General features: G+C 48.1%; 15 protein-coding genes. 6 read left to right on the top strand and 9 right to left on the bottom strand.

All coding sequences use genetic code 11. The features are described from left to right. Positions 1-94 precede the first annotated feature (94 nt). Entirely contained in the window at positions 95-919 is an 825-nt protein-coding gene (locus tag KUA48_RS04840; protein WP_118255416.1) for an MBL fold metallo-hydrolase, read from the top strand. A gap of 29 nt (positions 920-948) precedes the next feature. On the opposite strand, the gene KUA48_RS04835 is transcribed toward KUA48_RS04840, so the two are convergent. From KUA48_RS04835 to KUA48_RS04815, 5 genes are all read right to left on the bottom strand, one after another. Then, entirely contained in the window at positions 949-1,557 is a 609-nt protein-coding gene (locus KUA48_RS04835; RefSeq protein ID WP_118255415.1) for an aminotransferase class IV family protein, read from the bottom strand. Positions 1,558-1,592: 35 nt separating this feature from the next. Beyond that, positions 1,593-2,786, bottom strand: coding sequence for an aminodeoxychorismate synthase component I (locus tag KUA48_RS04830; protein WP_218433449.1), 1,194 nt, complete (start codon positions 2,784-2,786; stop codon positions 1,593-1,595). A 130-nt stretch (positions 2,787-2,916) separates the two neighbouring features. Then, positions 2,917-4,053 (bottom strand): cytochrome d ubiquinol oxidase subunit II, encoded by a 1,137-nt coding sequence (cydB, locus tag KUA48_RS04825; protein ID WP_218433447.1) that lies wholly within the window; start codon positions 4,051-4,053, stop codon positions 2,917-2,919. 53 nt (positions 4,054-4,106) lie between these two features. Continuing rightward, positions 4,107-5,642, bottom strand: a complete 1,536-nt coding sequence (locus KUA48_RS04820; RefSeq protein WP_118255430.1) for a cytochrome ubiquinol oxidase subunit I — start codon at positions 5,640-5,642, stop codon at positions 4,107-4,109. Positions 5,643-5,723: 81 nt separating this feature from the next. Further along, positions 5,724-5,984, bottom strand: a complete 261-nt coding sequence (locus tag KUA48_RS04815) for a DUF4492 domain-containing protein (protein WP_228112315.1) — start codon at positions 5,982-5,984, stop codon at positions 5,724-5,726. Between the two features lie 229 nt (positions 5,985-6,213). Here KUA48_RS04815 and KUA48_RS04810 point away from each other — a divergent pair, with 229 nt between their 5' ends. Next, the gene (locus KUA48_RS04810; RefSeq protein WP_118255553.1) at positions 6,214-6,582 is read left to right on the top strand and encodes an MmcQ/YjbR family DNA-binding protein; all 369 of its coding nucleotides are present in this window, start codon (positions 6,214-6,216) and stop codon (positions 6,580-6,582) included. A 96-nt stretch (positions 6,583-6,678) separates the two neighbouring features. Beyond that, the gene (locus KUA48_RS04805; protein WP_218433446.1) at positions 6,679-8,469 is read left to right on the top strand and encodes a 1-deoxy-D-xylulose-5-phosphate synthase; all 1,791 of its coding nucleotides are present in this window, start codon (positions 6,679-6,681) and stop codon (positions 8,467-8,469) included. Between the two features lie 137 nt (positions 8,470-8,606). On the opposite strand, the gene KUA48_RS04800 is transcribed toward KUA48_RS04805, so the two are convergent. Next, on the bottom strand, positions 8,607-9,161 hold the full coding sequence (locus tag KUA48_RS04800) for a hypothetical protein (protein ID WP_218433445.1): 555 nt from the start codon (positions 9,159-9,161) through the stop codon (positions 8,607-8,609). 299 nt (positions 9,162-9,460) lie between these two features. Here KUA48_RS04800 and KUA48_RS04795 point away from each other — a divergent pair, with 299 nt between their 5' ends. From KUA48_RS04795 to KUA48_RS04785, 3 genes are read left to right on the top strand one after another with little or no spacing between them, the layout of a single operon-like run. Beyond that, entirely contained in the window at positions 9,461-10,534 is a 1,074-nt protein-coding gene (locus KUA48_RS04795; RefSeq protein WP_117586003.1) for a metallophosphoesterase, read from the top strand. A gap of 51 nt (positions 10,535-10,585) precedes the next feature. After that, a complete protein-coding gene (locus KUA48_RS04790) occupies positions 10,586-13,387 on the top strand; it encodes a TonB-dependent receptor (protein WP_218433444.1) in 2,802 nt (933 codons plus the stop codon). 25 nt (positions 13,388-13,412) lie between these two features. Beyond that, complete coding sequence (locus tag KUA48_RS04785) at positions 13,413-14,807, top strand: hypothetical protein (RefSeq protein WP_218433443.1); 1,395 nt, start codon at positions 13,413-13,415, stop codon at positions 14,805-14,807. Between the two features lie 461 nt (positions 14,808-15,268). Here KUA48_RS04785 and KUA48_RS04780 read toward each other — a convergent pair whose 3' ends face one another. Genes KUA48_RS04780 through gmd form a run of 3 tightly spaced genes read right to left on the bottom strand, consistent with a single transcriptional unit; the run spans position 15,269 to position 18,832 of the window. Next, positions 15,269-16,471, bottom strand: coding sequence for a uracil-xanthine permease family protein (locus KUA48_RS04780; RefSeq protein ID WP_217755475.1), 1,203 nt, complete (start codon positions 16,469-16,471; stop codon positions 15,269-15,271). 15 nt (positions 16,472-16,486) lie between these two features. Beyond that, a complete protein-coding gene (locus KUA48_RS04775; protein WP_118085489.1) occupies positions 16,487-17,695 on the bottom strand; it encodes a GDP-L-fucose synthase in 1,209 nt (402 codons plus the stop codon). Between the two features lie 27 nt (positions 17,696-17,722). Beyond that, a complete protein-coding gene (gene gmd, locus KUA48_RS04770; protein WP_022121697.1) occupies positions 17,723-18,832 on the bottom strand; it encodes a GDP-mannose 4,6-dehydratase in 1,110 nt (369 codons plus the stop codon). Positions 18,833-18,843 lie beyond the last annotated feature (11 nt).

Raw genomic sequence — 18,843 nt, 5'->3', positions numbered from 1 at the left:
TGGAATAAGCAAAGTTTTCGGGGCTTTTTCTTGGTGGTTTATCAGAAAATGAGTAGTTTTGTGGGCGTGAATCAAATATATAACGAATAAGACAATGGATAAGACAACGACTCAAATTACGATGCTCGGAACGGGAAATGCTACGGTTTCCCAGATTTATAATACCTGTTTTGTGCTCCAAACTCCCAGCACCCTGATGCTGGTGGATGCGGGCGGAGGAAACGGAATACTGGCGCAGCTGAAGAAGATAAATGTTCAGATTTCTGACATTCATCACCTCTTCGTTACCCATGCGCATACCGACCATGTGCTGGGGGGAATCTGGGTAATCCGAATGGTGGCACAATGTAAGGGATATGAGGGATTGCTGCATGTGTATGGAAACGATAAGGTGATAAAGGTGATCAAGACCATCATCGACATGATTCTTGCCAAGAAGCAACTGGCTAAGGTGGCTGAAAGGGTGGTGTTCCATCAGTTGGAAGATGGCGATTGCTTCGAAGTGGGGGATATGAAGTTGGAATGCTTTGATATTCAGTCTACTAAGGAAAAACAGTTCGGATTCCGAGCAGAGTTGCCTTCTTCTGATGAATCGGATAAGCCTTTGGTCTTGGCGTGCCTGGGTGATGAACCTTATAACGAGCAGAACCGACGCTACATAGTGGGGGCTGACTGGATGATGTGTGAGGCGTTTTGTCTCTATGCCGACCGCGATACGTTCAAGCCTTATGAGAAATGCCACAGTACGGCGCTTGATGCCGGAAAACTGGCGGAGGAACTGGGCGTGAAGAATCTTATCCTGTATCATACGGAGGAGAAAACACTCGCTAATCGTAAAGAAAATTATACTCGTGAAGCTGCCGAGAACTTCAAGGGTAGAATCTTCGTTCCGGATGATTTGGAGGTGATAGAGCTGTAGAATTTCTTTCTTTATAATTGTGGGTTTAATCAGTTTTGATCCGGTAGGAAAATCTTGGTTACTTCCCGCTCTCCGAAATCTATCATGGCGTTGAAGAGACTCACTTTTTCCGCCTTTCTGAGGTTTTCTAGTGTGAGGTCGGCTTCCAGGATGATGCCGGCTTCCAGGAGCTGGGCACGTTTGGTTCCCTGGAGCAGGGGATGCTTGGGGGTGAGCCATCTGTTGCCATCAAAAAGGGCGAGATTGGTGAAGGAGGTATCGGTAATGAGCCCGTTCTTTACAATGATGATTTCATCGCAATCGTCCTTCTGGGCTACCAGGGCGTTGAGCGCACTTCGGTCTGTGCTCTTATAGGTGTAGTCGATATTATTATCCTCTACCACCTTGAGGGAATGAATCTCCTTCATCTTGTAGGGGGCGTACTCGATGGCTTCCACGCCCTGGGTGCCATAAACCACTCGTGCCTTGTAAAGGTTCATTTCCTCTTTTGGGGAAATGAGGGATGAGAGTTTTATTTCTTCAGATGCGAGGGTTGGAAAGAACCTGCGGATGGTTCTCTCCATTCTTGCCTGATGATAGGGTAGGGCTAGAGCCTTGCCGTTTTTGATCTTTATTGTTTCTATAAATTGCTGTTTCATAATCTCTTTTATTTTTTCTAAGATGAAAGGTGGATTTAAAACGGAAGATAGATTTTCTGAATCACTTCCTCGTATTCCCTCCGGCAATCGCTCTTCGAAGTGATGCCGCCGCCTGCCTTGAAATACAATTTTCGGCTTTTCTTCGGCTTCTTTCCTTCGTTTGCCTTGAAATTCTTTTCTCCGTCGGCTTCAAAATCAACCGGCGAAGTTTCTTCTTCTATGAATCTTATCATGACGGCAGAGTTGAGTTCGCCCTGGTCGTAGATTCCCATGATGCCCGTGTAGAAGCCGCGGTCGTAGCCTTCTGCCTCTTGGATAATCTGCATGGTTTTATCTTTCGGGGCACCCGTGATGGAACCGGCTGGGAGCTGGGCATCGAGGATTTCGCCCAGATGGTGCGGGTAATCTTCGGGCAGGCGACCGCTGATTTCTGAACTGGTTTGCAGGATGTCGCCCTTGTTGGTGTGCAGCACGTCGACGTAACGGTATTTATCTACCCTTACATCTTCTGCCACCCGGCTCAGGTCGTTTCTTATCAGATCTACGATGGTGGCGTGTTCTGCCGCCTCTTTCCGGTCTTCCATCAGCAGCTTTTCGGCATTGGGGAGGGATGCATCCAGGGTTCCCTTCATGGGATAGGAGTAGATTCTTCCGCCCTTGATTCTGACGAAGGTTTCGGGCGAAAAGCAGACGAAGGGGGTGAGATTCTCTTCTATGTTCTCTTCTTTCAGATGAGCTTTATCTTCTGCTTGAGTTCTCTTTCTTCTGAGCAGCAGTTTATACTTCCCTTTTGCACGATGGAAAATTTCTTCTAATGAAAGATTGCAGCTTACGGGAACCCGGTTGGTGAGATTCGTAAGATAGCTGTTGCCCGCCATAATGTTGCTCTTCACGATGTTGAAGCTTCGCTCATAATCGTTATAAAGGGGCGGGGTTATCTGCCAAGAAATAGGAGAGTCCAAAGGAGTTTCTTTGAAAACCTTTTTCTCCGAAATCTCCTTTGGAATCTCCCTTGAAATCTCCTCGTAAATTCTTTTAGAATCCCCCATTTCTTTCGAATGGTTTTCTCTCCAGTTACCTCTTCCTTCGAAATCGAAGAGGCATTCTTCGGGATTTATATCTGATAGCTTGCGGATGAAGGCCTCGTCTGCCTGGTAGTTGATGACAAAGAGAAAAGGCTCTTTCTGGCTTGCCAATCGGTTGATTTTATCTATGATTTTCTGTTTCATGTCTGCAAAGATACTGCTTTTATTTAGAAAGACAAAAGATTGGTTACAGATTTTTGTTTGATGGGACGTCTTCTCCACACGCCCTGATCAGGGCGTGTGGAGCATATTTAATAGGCTTTCACTGCCTTTTTTAATACGCTTCTCCCTGCTCTATTTCTTCCTGCGTAATGCGCTTGCGGTCGATAGCGCGCCAGGCAAAGACGATGTAGGCGAGCACGAACGGGATGAGGAGGGAAACTATCGCCATGGTGCGGAGCGTGAACTCGCTGCTGCAACTGTTGGCGAGAGTGAGCGAACTCTGAAGGTCGATGTTAGATGGATAGTAGGCGGTATTGTTCCAGCCGGCTATCAGCAGCAGAACCAGCATGGTAAGCACGGTTCCGATGCCCGTAAACCAGATTCCCTTTCTATACTGCACGCTCCTCGATGACTTGAAAATGCCGAAAAGAACGAGTACTACACCTATTAATAATATTACAAGCAAGATTGGCATCTCCAGGAGATTGTGAAGATACTTCATACTCTCAATCGTAATGCCGGAAGAAGAAGTGCTGAATCCATCTTTTACCAGCAATCTGATGAGGAATGGCAGGAAGAACAATAGGAAGAGGAGGGCATTCCATGGCAACTGGCGGGTGCAGCGCTCCTGAATCTGCTGGTGCTCGATGTTGTTCTTGATGTAGAGCATGCCCAGAATACGGACTAGCATCAGTACGGCAAGTCCCAGCACTACGTTCCATGGGTCGAGCAGGGCATCAAGACCATGGCTGGCATTTGCCCAGCGGCTGATGACGGGTTGCAGACTGTTGGTAATATTGCCCTTGTCTATCAGGAAATTGCTGCCGTTGAAGAAGGTGGCTACGGCTCCGCCAAGAAGCAGCGGACCCACGATGCCGTTGATAATGAGGCAGATCTGAAAGGTCTTCGGTCCAAGAAAATTACCTATCTTGTTCTGGAATTCATAGCTCACGGCTTGAATCACAAACGAGAACAGGATAATCATCCACAGCCAGTAGGCTCCGCCGAAACTGGTGCTGTAGAACAATGGAAACGAGGCGAAGAAGGCTCCGCCGAAGGTGACGAGCGTGGTGAAGGTGAACTCCCATTTTCGTCCCGTAGAGTTGATGATGAGGCGACGCTCTTCTTCCGTTTTTCCCAAACAGAATATCAAGGTGTTGGCTCCCTGTACAAACATGAGAAACACCAGTAGGGCTCCTAATAATGATACGAGGAACCACCAGTATGATTGCAAAAATTCGTATGTCATAATACTAATGTCATAAAGTTAATTCATAATCTTAAGTTTATCATCTTAAGTTTTTATTCATATTCCGGTCCTTTCTTAATCTGCTTCACCAGGATGCTGATTTCTACGGCAAGCATGGTGGTGAAGAGTGCCAGGAAGATGAAGAAGGTGGTGGCCACGCTGCCTGCCTCGATGTCGGAGATGGCGGCACTTACTGGCAGCAGGTCTTGGATGGTCCAAGGCTGGCGACCGATTTCTGCTACTATCCAGCCCGATTCTGAGGCGATGTAAGCCAGCGGAATCATGATGATGGCGGAAATGAGGAACCATCGGTATTGGGCGATTTCCTTCTTATAGACCAGGAATAGGCTGAGGGCGAAGAAGAGAATGAGCAGGCAGCCTACTCCCACCATCAGGCGGAAGGCGTAGAAGCAGATCGGGATGCTCGGTACCAGTTCTTTGGCGTCCTTGATGTAACCATATCCGAAGTATTTCATATTCTCCCTGAGGATAGGGAGCTGGTCTTTCGCCTTCGTTTCGCGATAGGTTTTCAGGGCAACTATCGCCTTCTTGCCCCGGGCTATCTTTTCCTGCACGGATGGTTCCCGGGTGCCATCCTCTTTAGTGTAACCCTTGATAATATCGTTTACGCCAGGCACGTAGCCATCGGCTGTGCGGGTGGCTAAGAACGAGAGCATGTTGGGGATGGCGATGCGCATGGCTGGCTCCTGCTCGTTTTCGTAATCGGGCTGCCGGAAGGGATGAACGGCTGCTATCGCCGTGAGGCTTTCGCCGTTTCCACCATTATATAATGCTTCCATCGCAGCCAGTTTCATCGGCTGCACCTGTGCCACCTGGTAGGCAGAGTTGTCGCCGGTCATCGCAGCCAGCAGGGTGGCGATGAGTCCTACTCCGGCACCCATCTTGATGCTCGCCTTCGCCAGTTGGGTTTCTCTCTTCTTCAGGAGATACCAGCAGCTTACGGCTACAACGAAGGTGGCGCCGATGATCCAGGAGGAAGTAACGGTATGGGTGAACTTGTTGATGGCGAATGGCGAGAGTGCCACATCCATAAACGAAGTCATCTCGAAGCGCATGGTATCGGGATTAAATTCCTGTCCCACCGGATACTGCATCCAGGCGTTGGCTACGAGAATCCACCAGGCAGAAATGGTGGCGCCAAGTCCCGTGAGCCAGGTGGAGGCAAGGTGGAAGCCCCGGCTCACCTTATCCCAGCCGAAGAACATCACGGCCACGAAGGTGCTCTCCATGAAGAATGCCAGGATGCCTTCGATGGCTAGGGGAGCGCCGAATACGTCGCCCACGAACCAGGAGTAGTTGCTCCAGTTGGTGCCGAATTCAAATTCCAGGATGATGCCTGTGGCAACGCCCATGGCGAAGTTGACGCCAAAGAGTTTTTGCCAGAAACGGGTTACGTGCTTCCAGAACGGCTTGTTGGTGCGGTAGTAGCATGTTTCGGAGATGCCCATGATTACTGCCAGTCCCAGGGTGAGCGGCACGAACAGCCAATGGTAGATGGCCGTGAGTGCGAATTGCGCCCTCGACCAGTCGATGGTCGCTGATGTAATGTCTAACAATAGATTTGTCATCATAGTTGAATGGTTTTAGAATTGTTATTATATAATGTTTTTGTATTTCTTTCGATGTGAAGGTTGCGGGGATTCAGAGTCTTATCTGTTCAGAATTTCCTTGGAAACGAAGCCAGCCTTGTCTCCGTTCTTGGCATTCGTATTGATAAAATCTGGAAAGAAAAAGAGCTTGAGCACCAGGAAGATGATGGCAAGCTTGATGAGAATGACAGCCCAGAGCGTCTTGCCCAGCGTCATCGTCCTGAAACCATCGTAATAGAGATGGAAAATCCGGGACAGCAGTCCTTGTTTCATCGGTTTTACATCCGTTTTCATCAGGTTTTTATCCTTTTTCTTCTGCATAAGTACTCCTTCTTTAAAAACTCTGCTGCAAATCTACAATAAAATTATGTAACTACCAAATATTTTCTTGAAAAAGTTACAAAAAGATTGCTTTCAGGTATCCCATAAGGGAGTTATTTTAAAGTTTTTCTTTTTTTTTATGGAATAAGGCTTGCCGTTTCATCAGAATTTATTATCTTTGTCCCCTAAAACATAGAAACATTTTAATCAGAAATAATCAGAAGAAATGATGAATATAGAATCAGTTAGAGAGTATTGCCTCTCGCTTCCCCTCGTAGCCGAGGCTTTTCCTTTTGATGAGCAGACCTTGGTGTTTCGCATTTTGGGCAAGATCTTTGCCTGTGTTGACCTGGAGCGCCCCGAGTGGGTTACGATGAAATGTAATGCCGATTACGCCCTCGAACTCCGGGAAGTGCATCCCGAAATAGAAGGCGCATGGCATTGGAATAAGAAATACTGGAATCAGGTAAACCTTTATGGCACGCTGGAAGATGATTTCATCCAGGCCCTGATTCGCCACAGTTATTCCGAAGTGGTGAAGAAACTCAAGAAAAAGGAGCGGATGGAGCATCCGGAAATGCTGGATGTGAAGGAATAGGGAGAATTATTCATTTTTTCTGTAGTTTGGGTAATGCGTGTTTTCAAGATTCTTCGTATCTTTGCACCCAGAAATCATAATTAAAACTATAAGAAAATGTATATTGAGAAAATAAAGTCGCCAGCCGACTTGAAGAAACTGGATTTGAAGGAGTTGCAGGTGGTGGCTGATGAAACCAGACAGGCTGTGCTGAACCGTGTAAGCAAACATGGCGGTCATGTGGGACCAAACCTGGGATTCGTGGAGGCTACCGTGGCGCTTCACTACGTTTTTAATGCACCAAAGGATAAGCTCGTGTTTGACGTAAGCCACCAATGCTATCCGCATAAGGTGCTCACCGGACGAGCTGCGGGATTCCTCGGCGATGTGGATGACATGAATGCCATTTCGGGCTATTCTTCTCCTGCCGAATGTCCTGAGTATGATAACTTTGAGGTGGGGCATACTTCTACTTCCGTGAGTCTTGCCACCGGTTTGCAGAAGGCGCGCGACGTCAAGGGTACCGATGAGAACATCATCGCCATTATCGGCGACGGATCCCTTTCGGGCGGCGAGGCTTTCGAGGGACTGGATGAGGCTTCGGAACTCGGCACGGGCATCATCATCGTGGTGAACGACAACGAAATGTCTATCGCCGAAAATCATGGCGGAATCTACAAGAACCTGCGTGCCTTGCGCGAGAGCAACGGCACCTGCGAGCACAACTGGTTCAAGGCGTGGGGCTTTGAATACAAGTATCTGGAAGAGGGTAACGACATCGAAAAACTCATCCAGGTTTTCGAGAGCGTGAAGGATACGAATAAGCCTACCGTGGTTCACATTCACACAGAGAAAGGTCATGGATTTGCGCCAGCCGTAGCCAATAAGGAGGCTTGGCATTGGGGAATGCCTTTCAATTTGGAAGACGGTTCGCGACCAAGAAGGAATGCCGATGGAATCCTCCCGGAGGTTGCTCCGACAGAGGATTACGGTACATTATTCTCTGACTGGATGCTCAGCGAGATGAAGCAGGATAAGACCCTCATCGCTGTAACCGCCGGTACTCCTACCGCAGGTGGCTTTACTGCCGATAAGCGCCAACTGGCTGGCAAGCAGCACATCGATATGGGAATCGCCGAAGAGCAGGCGGTGGCCATGATTTCGGGAATGGCGAAGGGTGGATTGCATCCTGTCTGGACCGTTTACAGCACCTTTATCCAACGTACCTACGACCAGATAGCGCAAGACCTCTGCATCAATTCCAACCCAGCCGTAATCAACGTGGTAGGAGGCGGAGTGAACTCGATGAACGACATCACCCACATCTGCCTTTTCGATATTCCGATGCTCTGCAGCATTCCGGGGCTCATCTATCTGGCTCCAACCACCTGCGAGGAGTATTTCGCCATGCTCCGCTGGAGCATTCTGCAGGATAAGAAACCTATCGCCATCCGCGTGCCAAGCAATGGCGTGGTTCATACGTCAGAAGCCGTTGATGCTGAATATGGTTACGAGGCAAAGTACAAGGTAATGCACCAGGGCGAGAAGGTGGCAGTCATCGCCGCCGGTTCGTTCTATCAGAAGGGCGAGAATGTAGTCCGCCTGTTGGCTGATAAGGGCATCGATGCTACGCTCATCAATCCACGTTATCTGAACGAGGTGGATGCCGAGACGCTGGATAGCCTGAAAGCAAACCATCAGTTGGTGGTAACCCTGGAGGATGGTTCGAAGGATGGCGGTTTCGGCGAGCGTATCGCCTCTTACTATGGCACTTCAGAAATGAAGGTGATGGTGGGCGGCATCAGGAAGGGACTCTACGACAGATACGATGTGAAGGAGTTGCTTTCGGATAATCGCCTGCTCGATGAGCAGATTGTGGAAGACATCTTGTTAGTAATTAATGATTAGTTAGACGGCATAGTTAGTTTTTATTTGACGAGAAATCCAAGCCGGAGAATCATCTCTAGCTTGGATTTCTTCTGTTTTATCATCGAATGTTTGTCTTAATCTCAGTCTTAATCTTAGTCATCTTCCCTGTCATTATCTCAATCGTCATCATCATCATCGTCATCATCATCATCATCCCAATCTCTATCGTGCTTCCACTTCTTGTCGTGCTTGTGATACTTGTGATGCTTGCACGGCTTTCCTGGTCCATAAGTTACATGGATTCCGCCTGGCCATCCTGGTCTTCCGTAGCTGCACTCAGGGCGAGGGCGGCGCTTGTCGTGTCCCCAGTTATGCTTTGGATACTTGGTGTAAATATGGTGAACATACACATGATTCTGCCAGCCGATAGGGCGATAGAAATAGTAAGAGTCCTTGAATCTCTTCCATTGTCTGGCGGTCATCATGCGCTTGAGCTGCTTGTTGCGGTAATGCCAGCCGTAGGCATCGATGTCGCGATAGCTTCGGATGCCATTGAGATAATTGAGATTGATGTTCAGGATGCTGTTGCGCTGGGCGCTGCTCAATCCCAGTTCCACCACCATCTTATCTGTGATAAAACGGGCTTCTGCCTGAATATTTGTCAGTCTCTGAGCATTCATAGATGTAATCATCATCCATACTGCTACCAATGTCATAATCATTCTTTTCATAACTATCTTCTCTTTAAAGGTTTATTACTGCATTTATTTATTTCTGGTGCAAAGATAGGGAGAATAGCTGAAAACAACAAGGGGAAAACCATAAACCAGCGTATGATTTTCCCTAAAAGCATCGGGGGAAACTCCCGTAATAAAATTGTAGTATCTTTTATCTGCTAATTAAAATCCTTGTAACCTCATTGACACATAATACCCCTACCTTTGCACCCGAAATTTAACAGGAATTACCCCGAAAGGGGAAATCTTTAATAAAGGTATTATAGAAAGGTATTATAGTTAGATAAAGAAAAATGGAAAAGAAAGTATCGGGTAAGCATAGCAGCATGAATGGCTTTGCTATGATGAAAGGTAGAGTAGCTACTGTAGTTTTGGCTTCGGCTTTATTGTTGGGCGGAGGTTTGACTGCACAGGCGCAAAACGCAGCATTAACAACCTGCTCTCAGAGTGCAGCAACCGCTATTCCGCAGAATCCTAACTGGAAGGCGAATGCTGCCGAATGGCAGAAACTGAAGGGTGAAATCACCCTCTACATGACCAATGATATGGGTCGAAACGGCTACTACGACCAGAAGCCTATCGCCGAACTGATGGGCGAGATGGCGGGTACGGTAGATCCTGAATGCGTACTTGCCGTGGGCGACATCCACCATTTCAATGGCGTGGCTTCCCCCCAGGACCCTCTGTGGCTTACCAATTACGAATATGTTTATTCTCATCCAGACCTGATGCTCGACTGGTTCCCGGTTTGTGGCAACCATGAGTATCGTGGTAATACTCAGGCTTTTATGGACTATGGTAAGGTGAGCCGCCGCTGGATGATGCCAGCCAAATATTACACCAAGGTGTTCGACCACAAGGGAACTACCATCCGTGTCATCTTCCTCGACACCACACCTCTTATCGATTCTTATCGCAAGGCGTCAGAAAAATATCCTGATGCCTGCAAGCAGGATGCAGAGGCTCAGCTCTCCTGGCTCGACGAAACCCTGAAGAATGCCAAGGAAGACTGGGTCATCGTGGTAGGTCATCATCCTATCTACGCCTACACCGAGAAGAAGGAGAGTGAGCGACTCGACATGCAGAAGCGCCTTCTTCCTATCCTCCATAAATATAATAATGTGGCGATTTATGCCTGCGGCCATATCCACAACTTCCAGCACATCCAGAAGAAGGGCGACAACATCGACTACGTAGTCAATTCCTCTTCATCTCTGGCTCGCCCTGTGAAGCCTATCGATGGCACTGTGTTCTGCAGTCCAGCCGATGGTTTCTCTGTATTTACAGCAGATAAGAAGCAGCTGAGAATGTCGATGATTGACAAGGATGGAAAAATCATCCACACGGTTTTAAAGGTAAAAAAGTAAAAGGAGCTTTTTTGCGAAAAGAAACGAATGAAGATTTCAATAGCGATATAGATGAAAAGAATTTTACTGAGTGCGGCGCTTCTAGCCGCTGCGACTACCTCCATCCAGGCACATACGCTGGATGGTATAGTCAAGGATAACAAAACGGGTGAACCCCTCATCGGAACCGTAATCCGAGTAAAGGAGCTGCCCAACGTGAGTACCACCACTGGACTTGATGGTACTTTCACCCTGCATGAATTGCCTGATAAAGGCAAGTTTACCATCATCGTTTCCTACATGTCGTACAAGACCAGGGAGATGGTAGTAGATGTGGCTAAGAAAGACAAGGTGGATATTCCGATGGATGAAGACCTGAAGCAGTTGGGCGAAGTGGTGGTTACCGGTCATCGTGAATACCGCAGCGACCGAAGCGCCATAGAAACCGTGAAGAATGCCGGCAACGTGCTCAACGTGATGAGCCAGCAGAGCATCCAGCTTTCGCCTGATGTCAACGTGGCAAGCGTTCTGCAGCGAGTATCGGGTGTAACCATGGAGCGTGATGCATCGGGCGAGGCTTCCTACGCCATCCTCCGAGGCATGGACAAGCGCTACAACTACACCCTGGTAAACGGCGTGAAGATTCCAAGTCCGGATGATAAAAACCGTTACATTCCGTTGAATATCTTCCCTTCTGATCTGATGGATCGCCTCGTGGTATCCAAGTCTTTGACGGCTGATATGGAAGGCGATGCAGCCGGTGGCGTGGTGGATATGGTGATGAAGGATGCGCCATCCCACTTCCAGATTCTGGCGAATGCAGCCATCGGAGCAAGTGATTATTTCTGGAAGGATGGCAGAGATTATCTTACCAGCAACCGCTCTGATTATACAAAGAAGGCTCCTTACGAGGCTTTCGGAAAAGACTACAAGGCGCAGATGAGTGATTTCAAGAAAGGCCCTGTTCAGCTGAAGAGTCATTCCATGCCATCTCCTAACTTCATCGGAGGTTTGAGCATCGGCAACCGCTTCTGGAACGACCGCCTGGGCGTGATGCTTGCCGGAAGCGTGCAGAATACTTTCCGTGGCACCGAGCGCACCTACAATTCCGTAAAGATGGCTTCGGGCGAGCAGGCAATGTACATTTCCAATCTGCAACATCGCTACTACAGCATCCATGATCTTACCACGGGTGCTCATGCCAAGATAGATTTAACCCTGCCTGGCCACAAGCTGGAATGGTACAACATGTATGTGCGCACCAATTCCAAGGGCATCAGATACAATAACAGTGTCAACACCGAATATATCGGAGCCGACAGCTATACCCAGGACGATGAGGTGCGCTCTCTCTCAACCACCCAGAGCATCTTCGCCACTAACCTGAAGGGTACGCATCATCTTACCAAGGATTTTACCGTAGATTGGTCGGGCGTATTTTCGCAGGCAAAGGAGGAAGATCCGGACAGAACCTACGTAACCCTGACGAATACCGTGAGCAGAAAAGCCGAGAATGGCGGCGATGCCGTTTCGGGTTCCATCTGGGATGCCAATAAGAATATCATTAAGACCCTGCCTAAGGGTGCCGAGCGCCGGTTCCAGCACAACAAGGATACCGACTGGGCAGGCTACATCAACCTTTCTTACGATACCCATTTCGCCAACGATGTGGAGGCTCTCTGGAAGGCGGGTGCGCAGTATCGCAGAAAAGAACGCAGCAATAGATATTATTCTTACATCTTCAATCCTGCCGACATCTCGCAGACGATGGATGGAAACGGATTAGAGCAGTATGCCAATATAGATTGGGTTTGCAAAACTCCTTATTCTCAGGCTTCGCAGCTCAACTACGATTCCAAGGAGCACATCGGAGGCGCCTACGCCATGGTAACCCTGAAGAGCGAGGTAGGTGAACTGAATGCCGGTTTCCGTGCCGAGCATACCAACCAGATTTACACCATGCTCCAGCACTTCCGTAACATGGGACAGGTGGGCGAGCAGAGCTACTGGGATTATCTGCCATCTGCATCCATCAAATGGACGCCAACCAAGAAGATGAACGTGCGTCTCTCTTACTATCGCTCCATCAACCGTCCGGGCTTCTATGAGATTGTGCCTTATCAGATTATGGGCGAGGAGTATCAGGAAAAGGGTAATCCAAACCTGAAGCGTGCCCGCATCGACAACATCGACCTGCGCTGGGAGTGGTTCCCAAGCAAGACAGAGCAGATTCTTGCCGGCGTGTTCTATAAATATCTGAAAGACCCGATAGAGCAGGTGTTCGTAACATCTGATGGCAAGATTGGTGCCGGAACCGATGCTTACTACATGCCGGATAACCTGGGTAATGCCAAGAACATGGGCTTCGAAATCGACGTCATCAAATACATTCGCCACTTCGGAGTAAAGGCAAATTATACTTACACCCATTCTGAAATCACCACCTCGAAGCGTGAGTACAAGGAGGGTAGTGCCGAGTATAAATCGGGCGTAACCCAGACCCGTCCGCTGGTTAACCAGGCTCCTCATACCGCCAATATCTCCTTATTATATAAGGATACGGAGAATGGCTGGAATGCGCAGTTGGCCTCTTCCTTCACGGGTACCAAGCTCGCCCTGGTTTCTCCCTTCAAGGATGCCGATCAGTGGGATAAGGCTATGTTCGGTCTCGACCTGAGTGCCGAGAAGCAATTCAAGAACGGCATCTCCGTCTTCTTCAAGGCAAACAATCTGCTCGATGCCAAGCGCGAGAGATACTTGAAGACCGTGAACAAGAGCAACCTGGAGTATGAGGGCCAGAAGAGCGATAAGACCATCGTGGGAACTTATCAGTATGGCAGAACCTTCCTGCTGGGAGTAAGATACAAGTTATAAAAGGTAAAAAGAAAAAAGGTAAAAAATGAAAAAGATAAATACTTTAGCTTGCATGCTTATGATGGCAGCAGCTGCAATGTTCTCCACATCTTGCGAGAACGATAATATAAATCCATACGATTACGTGAATAATGGCGCTAATGGAAGTGATGGCAACCAGAACCAGGGTTCTAAAGATGTCATTACAACTAAGGTGGCAGAATATCCTAAAGGCTCTCTGGTTTGGAGCAAGGATACTACCCTCAGCGAGAGCGTGGAGATTCCTGTAGGAACATCGCTCTACATCGAGCCGGGCGTAACTGTTACCTGCAAATCAGAGGTTCAGGTACCGGTAGAAATCGTGGTATTGGGCAATCTCTATTGTCTGGGAACCGCCGAGAAGCCAGTTACCATCACTTCTGATACCAAGAAACCAGCCGATTGGGGCGGCATCATCTGTGGCTACAATTCAGAAGAAGTGGTACTCAACCACGTGGATGTGGCCTATGCCGGAGCTACTCCTACCGAGAGTTCTGCTTCTTTCCAGAACAAGCTTTTCAAGACTACCATTGATGGTGGTGTGCCAGCCTTCCACTTCTGTAATGTGAATGGTAAGTTCGTGATGGCAAACAGTTTCTTCCACGATAACTACAACGACCAGACTTACTTTACTGGTGGTAACGGCTTGATTATCAATAATATATTTGCTGATAGCGGAAATGCAGCCGATGGCGGCGAGGCTATCAACGTAAAGGCGGGTTGCAAGCTCGATGTAGCCAACACCATCATCTACAACGCCTGCACCAACGCCTTCAAACTCTCTAATGCCGGCAATAGTGAGGTGATTCCGCTTACCGAGATGACTGCTTACAACAATACTGTAGTTAATTGCGGATGGCGCCGTGCCAAGAACAAGAAGGGTGGTTCTGTATGGGTAGAGAAGGCTGCGAAGCCAATCTTTGTGAACAACCTCATCTATGATTCACGTTTCGGCCTGAAGCAGCCAAAGAAGGATGGTGCTGATATGGAGCACAGCCGTCTTACTCCAAACTACTACTTTGCATCTACAGAGACAGGAGTAGAGCAGATGGCGAAGGATGCAGCTTTGGGCATCTGGTTTGATACTGATATCAAGAGCAGCGTGGCTGGTCAGTTCAACCCTCTCTTCAAGAGTTTCACTCAGAGCGACAAGATGAATATCAACTGCGAGATTGATAAAGTGGAGAATGGTGCTCCATTGGCATTCGATAAGACTTGGAATTTCGAGTATCAGGATAACAGTCCTGCTCTCTCTGGTGGTGTAACCGATTTTACTCCGCTCTTCCCTAGTGGTCTGCCTTTCTTCGGTATGAAGCAGGTGAATTTCCTGGATAAGAATAACGACCAGAACTATTACTTTACCGCTCCATTGCCAAGCGCAAGATTCGGAGCGAGATTGTAAAAAGCTATTATATATCATAGCGCGATTAAATAAAAAGAGGATGCGTGCAGGCGACAGAGATGTAGCTTGCACGCTTTTCTAGTATAATCGGTTTAGTTCAAGATAGAAACAACGTCTTTTCTTCATCTCTCTTATCTCCTTTCTTCCTTCTTTCTGTATTAATAATGTGTTAATCTCAGGAAAAGTCTTGGTTGATTATAGGATAAAATGTTCTTTAACCCTATTGAAATCTCCGTTCATAGACGTTGAATGGCGGTTCAGTGTCTTTGAACGGCGGTTCAACGTCTTTGAACGGACATTCAACGTCTATGAACGGAGATTTTATCTAGGTATAAATGCTTTTTTTTCTTAGTTGAAAGAACTGTTTTAGTAGGTTAAAATCCTTGTTTTACCCCTCTTTTTGTTCTAATAAAAAAGAAAAAGCTTTGAAAACAATCTCGTTTTCAAAGCTTTTTCCTTATTTATGCCTCTTTCTTCTTCGTCTTAGGAAGAACGAGGTTGAGAACTACGCCGATGACGGCGGAAAGACCGATGCCGGAAATGGCGAAGGAACCGGATGAGAGAACGGCGCCACCCAAGCCCATCGTCAGCATCACAGAGATGATGATAACATTGCGGGTTTCATTCATGTCTACCTTGTTCTGCATCAGATTCTGAACGCCCACACTTGCGATGGTTCCAAAAAGCAGCAGCATGATGCCACCTAAAACCGCCTGAGGAATGCTCTGTAACAAAGCACTCAACTTGCCCACGATGGAGAAACAGATAGCGGTGGCTGCGGATATGCGAATCACGGCAGGACTCGTTACCTTGGTGATAGACATCGCACCTGTTACCTCTGAATAAGTGGTCTCAGGAGGTCCGCCCAGAAAGGCTGAACAGAGACATGCCAGTCCATCGCCCAACATCGTGCGATGCAATCCCGGATCTGCCACGAAATCCTTCTTGGCTACGGCACTCACCACATATACATCGCCGATATGCTCCAGCACCGGAGCTATTGCCACGGGCAACATATAGAGGAATGGAGCCCAGGAGAAATGGGTGATGGTATCGAAGGATACAGGACAGGAGAACCATGATGCCGCTGCCACGCCCGAGAAATCTACCTCGCCCATGCAGATGGCGATGACATAGCCCACGATAACCCCCGAAATGATAGGAACCAGCTTCATCAAGCCCTTGCAGAAGGTAAGCACCAGGATAGCGGTGATGAGCGATGCAAAGGAGAGAATCCAGTTGGTCTTTGCCATATCCACAGCGCTGCCCGAAAGGGAGAGACCGATGAGGATGATGGCGGGACCGATGACTACCGGAGGAAAAATCCTGTCCAGCAGTTTCTTGCCCTGCCATTTCACTAGGGCGCTCATGGCGAAATACACCAGAGAAACGCTGGTTAGTCCGGCGATTGTTCCCGGCAGTCCCCATTGCTTGGTTGCAGCGATGATAGGGGCGATAAAGGCGAAGGAACTGCCCAGGAAAATAGGCACCTTGCCCTTGGTGATAAAGTGAAAAAGAAAGGTTCCTACACCAGCGGTGAAGAGAGCCGTTGCCGGATCGATGCCTATTAGAAGAGGCACCAGAACCGTTGCACCGAAAGCCACAAACAGAAACTGTACTCCCACAAGGGTTTTCTTGGTCATAGAAAGTTGTTCTGTATCCATAGTCGATATTCTTTATTAGCCTTTCAGACTCTCCTGATACCAGTCGAAGAGTTTCTTCACACCATCCTCAATCTCTACCTTATGCGTCCAGCCGAGGCTGTGGAGCTTATCTACAGAGATGAGCTTGCGCATGGTTCCATCTGGCTTGCTGGCGTCAAACTCTACCTCGCCTTCGAAACCTACTGCCTTTACTACAAGCTCCGAAAGTTCACGGATGGTGAGCTCCTTGCCGGTACCCACGTTGATGTGGCAGTTGCGAATCTCACCGAGAGAAGGGATAGCGCCACCACGGCCCTCAGAGTTGTTTCTATCCACAGCACCATCTACCTTGGCACCATAGAATACAGAACTGTACTTCTCGATACCGATGATGTCCTTGAAATCTACATTCAGTAGCACGTGAACGCTGGCATCTGCCATATCCTCGCTCCAGAGGAATTCACGCAATGGTTTGCCTGTTCCCCAAAGCACTACCTTGTTGTCGTAGATGCCATAGAACTCCAGCGCCTTCAGAATGCGCTCGTGAGAGTTGCTGCCGTCTACGTTACCCTCGCCGATGATTTCGCGGAGCTTATCAGTAGGGTTGATAGGGCGCTTGTTCATATCCACCTCGATGCTGTGCCAGTCGCCATCGTGGATGAGTTTGGCAAGATAAATCTTGCGCATCATCGCAGGCATTACGTGGCTGTTCTCCAGATGGAAGTTATCGTTAGGGCCATAGAGGTTGGTTGGCATCACAGCGATATAGTTGGTACCATACTGAAGGTTGTAGCTCTCGCACATCTTCAGTCCGGCAATCTTGGCGATGGCATATTCCTCGTTGGTATATTCCAGCGGAGAAGTAAGGAGCACATCTTCGCTCATAGGCTGCGGTGCATTCTTAGGATAGATGCAGGTAGAGCCCAGGAAGAGGAGCTTCTTCACGCCATGAGAATAAGCGTTGCTGATTACGTTGCATTGCATCTTCATGTTCTGCATGATGAAGTCTGCACGATACAATGAATTCGCCATGATACCGCCTACGAAGGCAGCAGCCAATACTACTGCATCAGGCTTTTCCTCATCAAAGAACTTCTCTACTGCATACTGGTCGGTCAAGTCGAGTTCTTTGTGAGAACGACCTACCAGGTTGTTATAACCTCTCTTCTTGAGGTTATTCCAGATAGCAGAACCCACGAGTCCGTGGTGTCCTGCTATATAAATTTTAGAATCTTTTGATAACATTGTTTATTTACTATAAACTATCAATAGTTACTTTACAATACCTTTCTCAAGATATTCTGCAAGATTGCAGCGAACCTTCTGACCGGCATCCTCAGCAGCTACCTTAGCCATATCGCTCTCTACCATGATCTTTACGAGATCCTCGAAAGAGGTGGTGTTAGGATTCCAGTTGAGCTTAGCTTTAGCCTTTGTTGGGTCACCCCAAAGGTTCACCACGTCGGTAGGACGGTAGAAATCAGGAGAAACCTCAACGAGTGTCTTGCCGATGAGTTCCTCAGGACCCTCAACGCAGATACCCTTCTCGTTCTCATCCTTGCCTTCCCATTTCAGTTCGATTCCTACATAGTGGAACGCCAGCTGGGCGAACTCACGAACAGAATGCTGCTTACCTGTTGCAATCACGAAGTCTTCTGGCTTCTCAGCCTGGAGAATCAGCCACATACACTCTACATAATCCTTGGCATAACCCCAGTCGCGGAGCGAATCCAGGTTACCGAGATAGAGCTTGTCTTGCTTGCCCTGCTTGATGCGGGCTGCAGCCAAAGTAATCTTGCGGGTTACGAAAGTCTCACCACGGCGCTCACTTTCATGATTGAAGAGGATACCAGAGCAGCAGAACATATCATAAGCCTCACGATACTCCTTGACAATCCAGAAACCATACTGCTTGGCAACAGCGTATGGAGAATAAGGGTGGAATGGAGTGTTCTCGTTCTGAGGAACCTCTTCTACCTTACCGTAGAGCTCAGATGTTGAAGCCTGATACATGCGGCAGGTCTTCTCCAAACCGCATTGGCGGATAGCCTCCAGAATACGGAGCACACCGGTAGCATCTACATCTGCTGTAAACTCAGGGGAGTCGAAGCTCACCTGTACGTGGCTCTGAGCCGCAAGGTTGTAAACCTCTGTAGGTTTCACCTTGTTCATTACCTGGATGATACTCATAGAGTCACCGAGGTCAGCATAGTGAAGATGGAAGTTAGGTGTACCCTCCAAATGAGCAATTCTTTCGCGGTAGTCGGTAGATGATCGGCGGATAGTTCCGTGAACATCATACCCTTTTTCCAACAATAATTCAGCCAAGTATGAACCATCCTGGCCTGTAATACCTGTAATTAAAGCTACTTTTCTATTCATGTCATTATATG

It is taken from the genome of Segatella copri, from assembly GCF_019249795.2.
GTDB classification, from domain to species: Bacteria; Bacteroidota; Bacteroidia; order Bacteroidales; family Bacteroidaceae; genus Prevotella; species Prevotella copri_B.
Note: the sequence above shows the minus strand (reverse complement) of the source record. Positions and strands in the feature narration are given on the sequence as shown.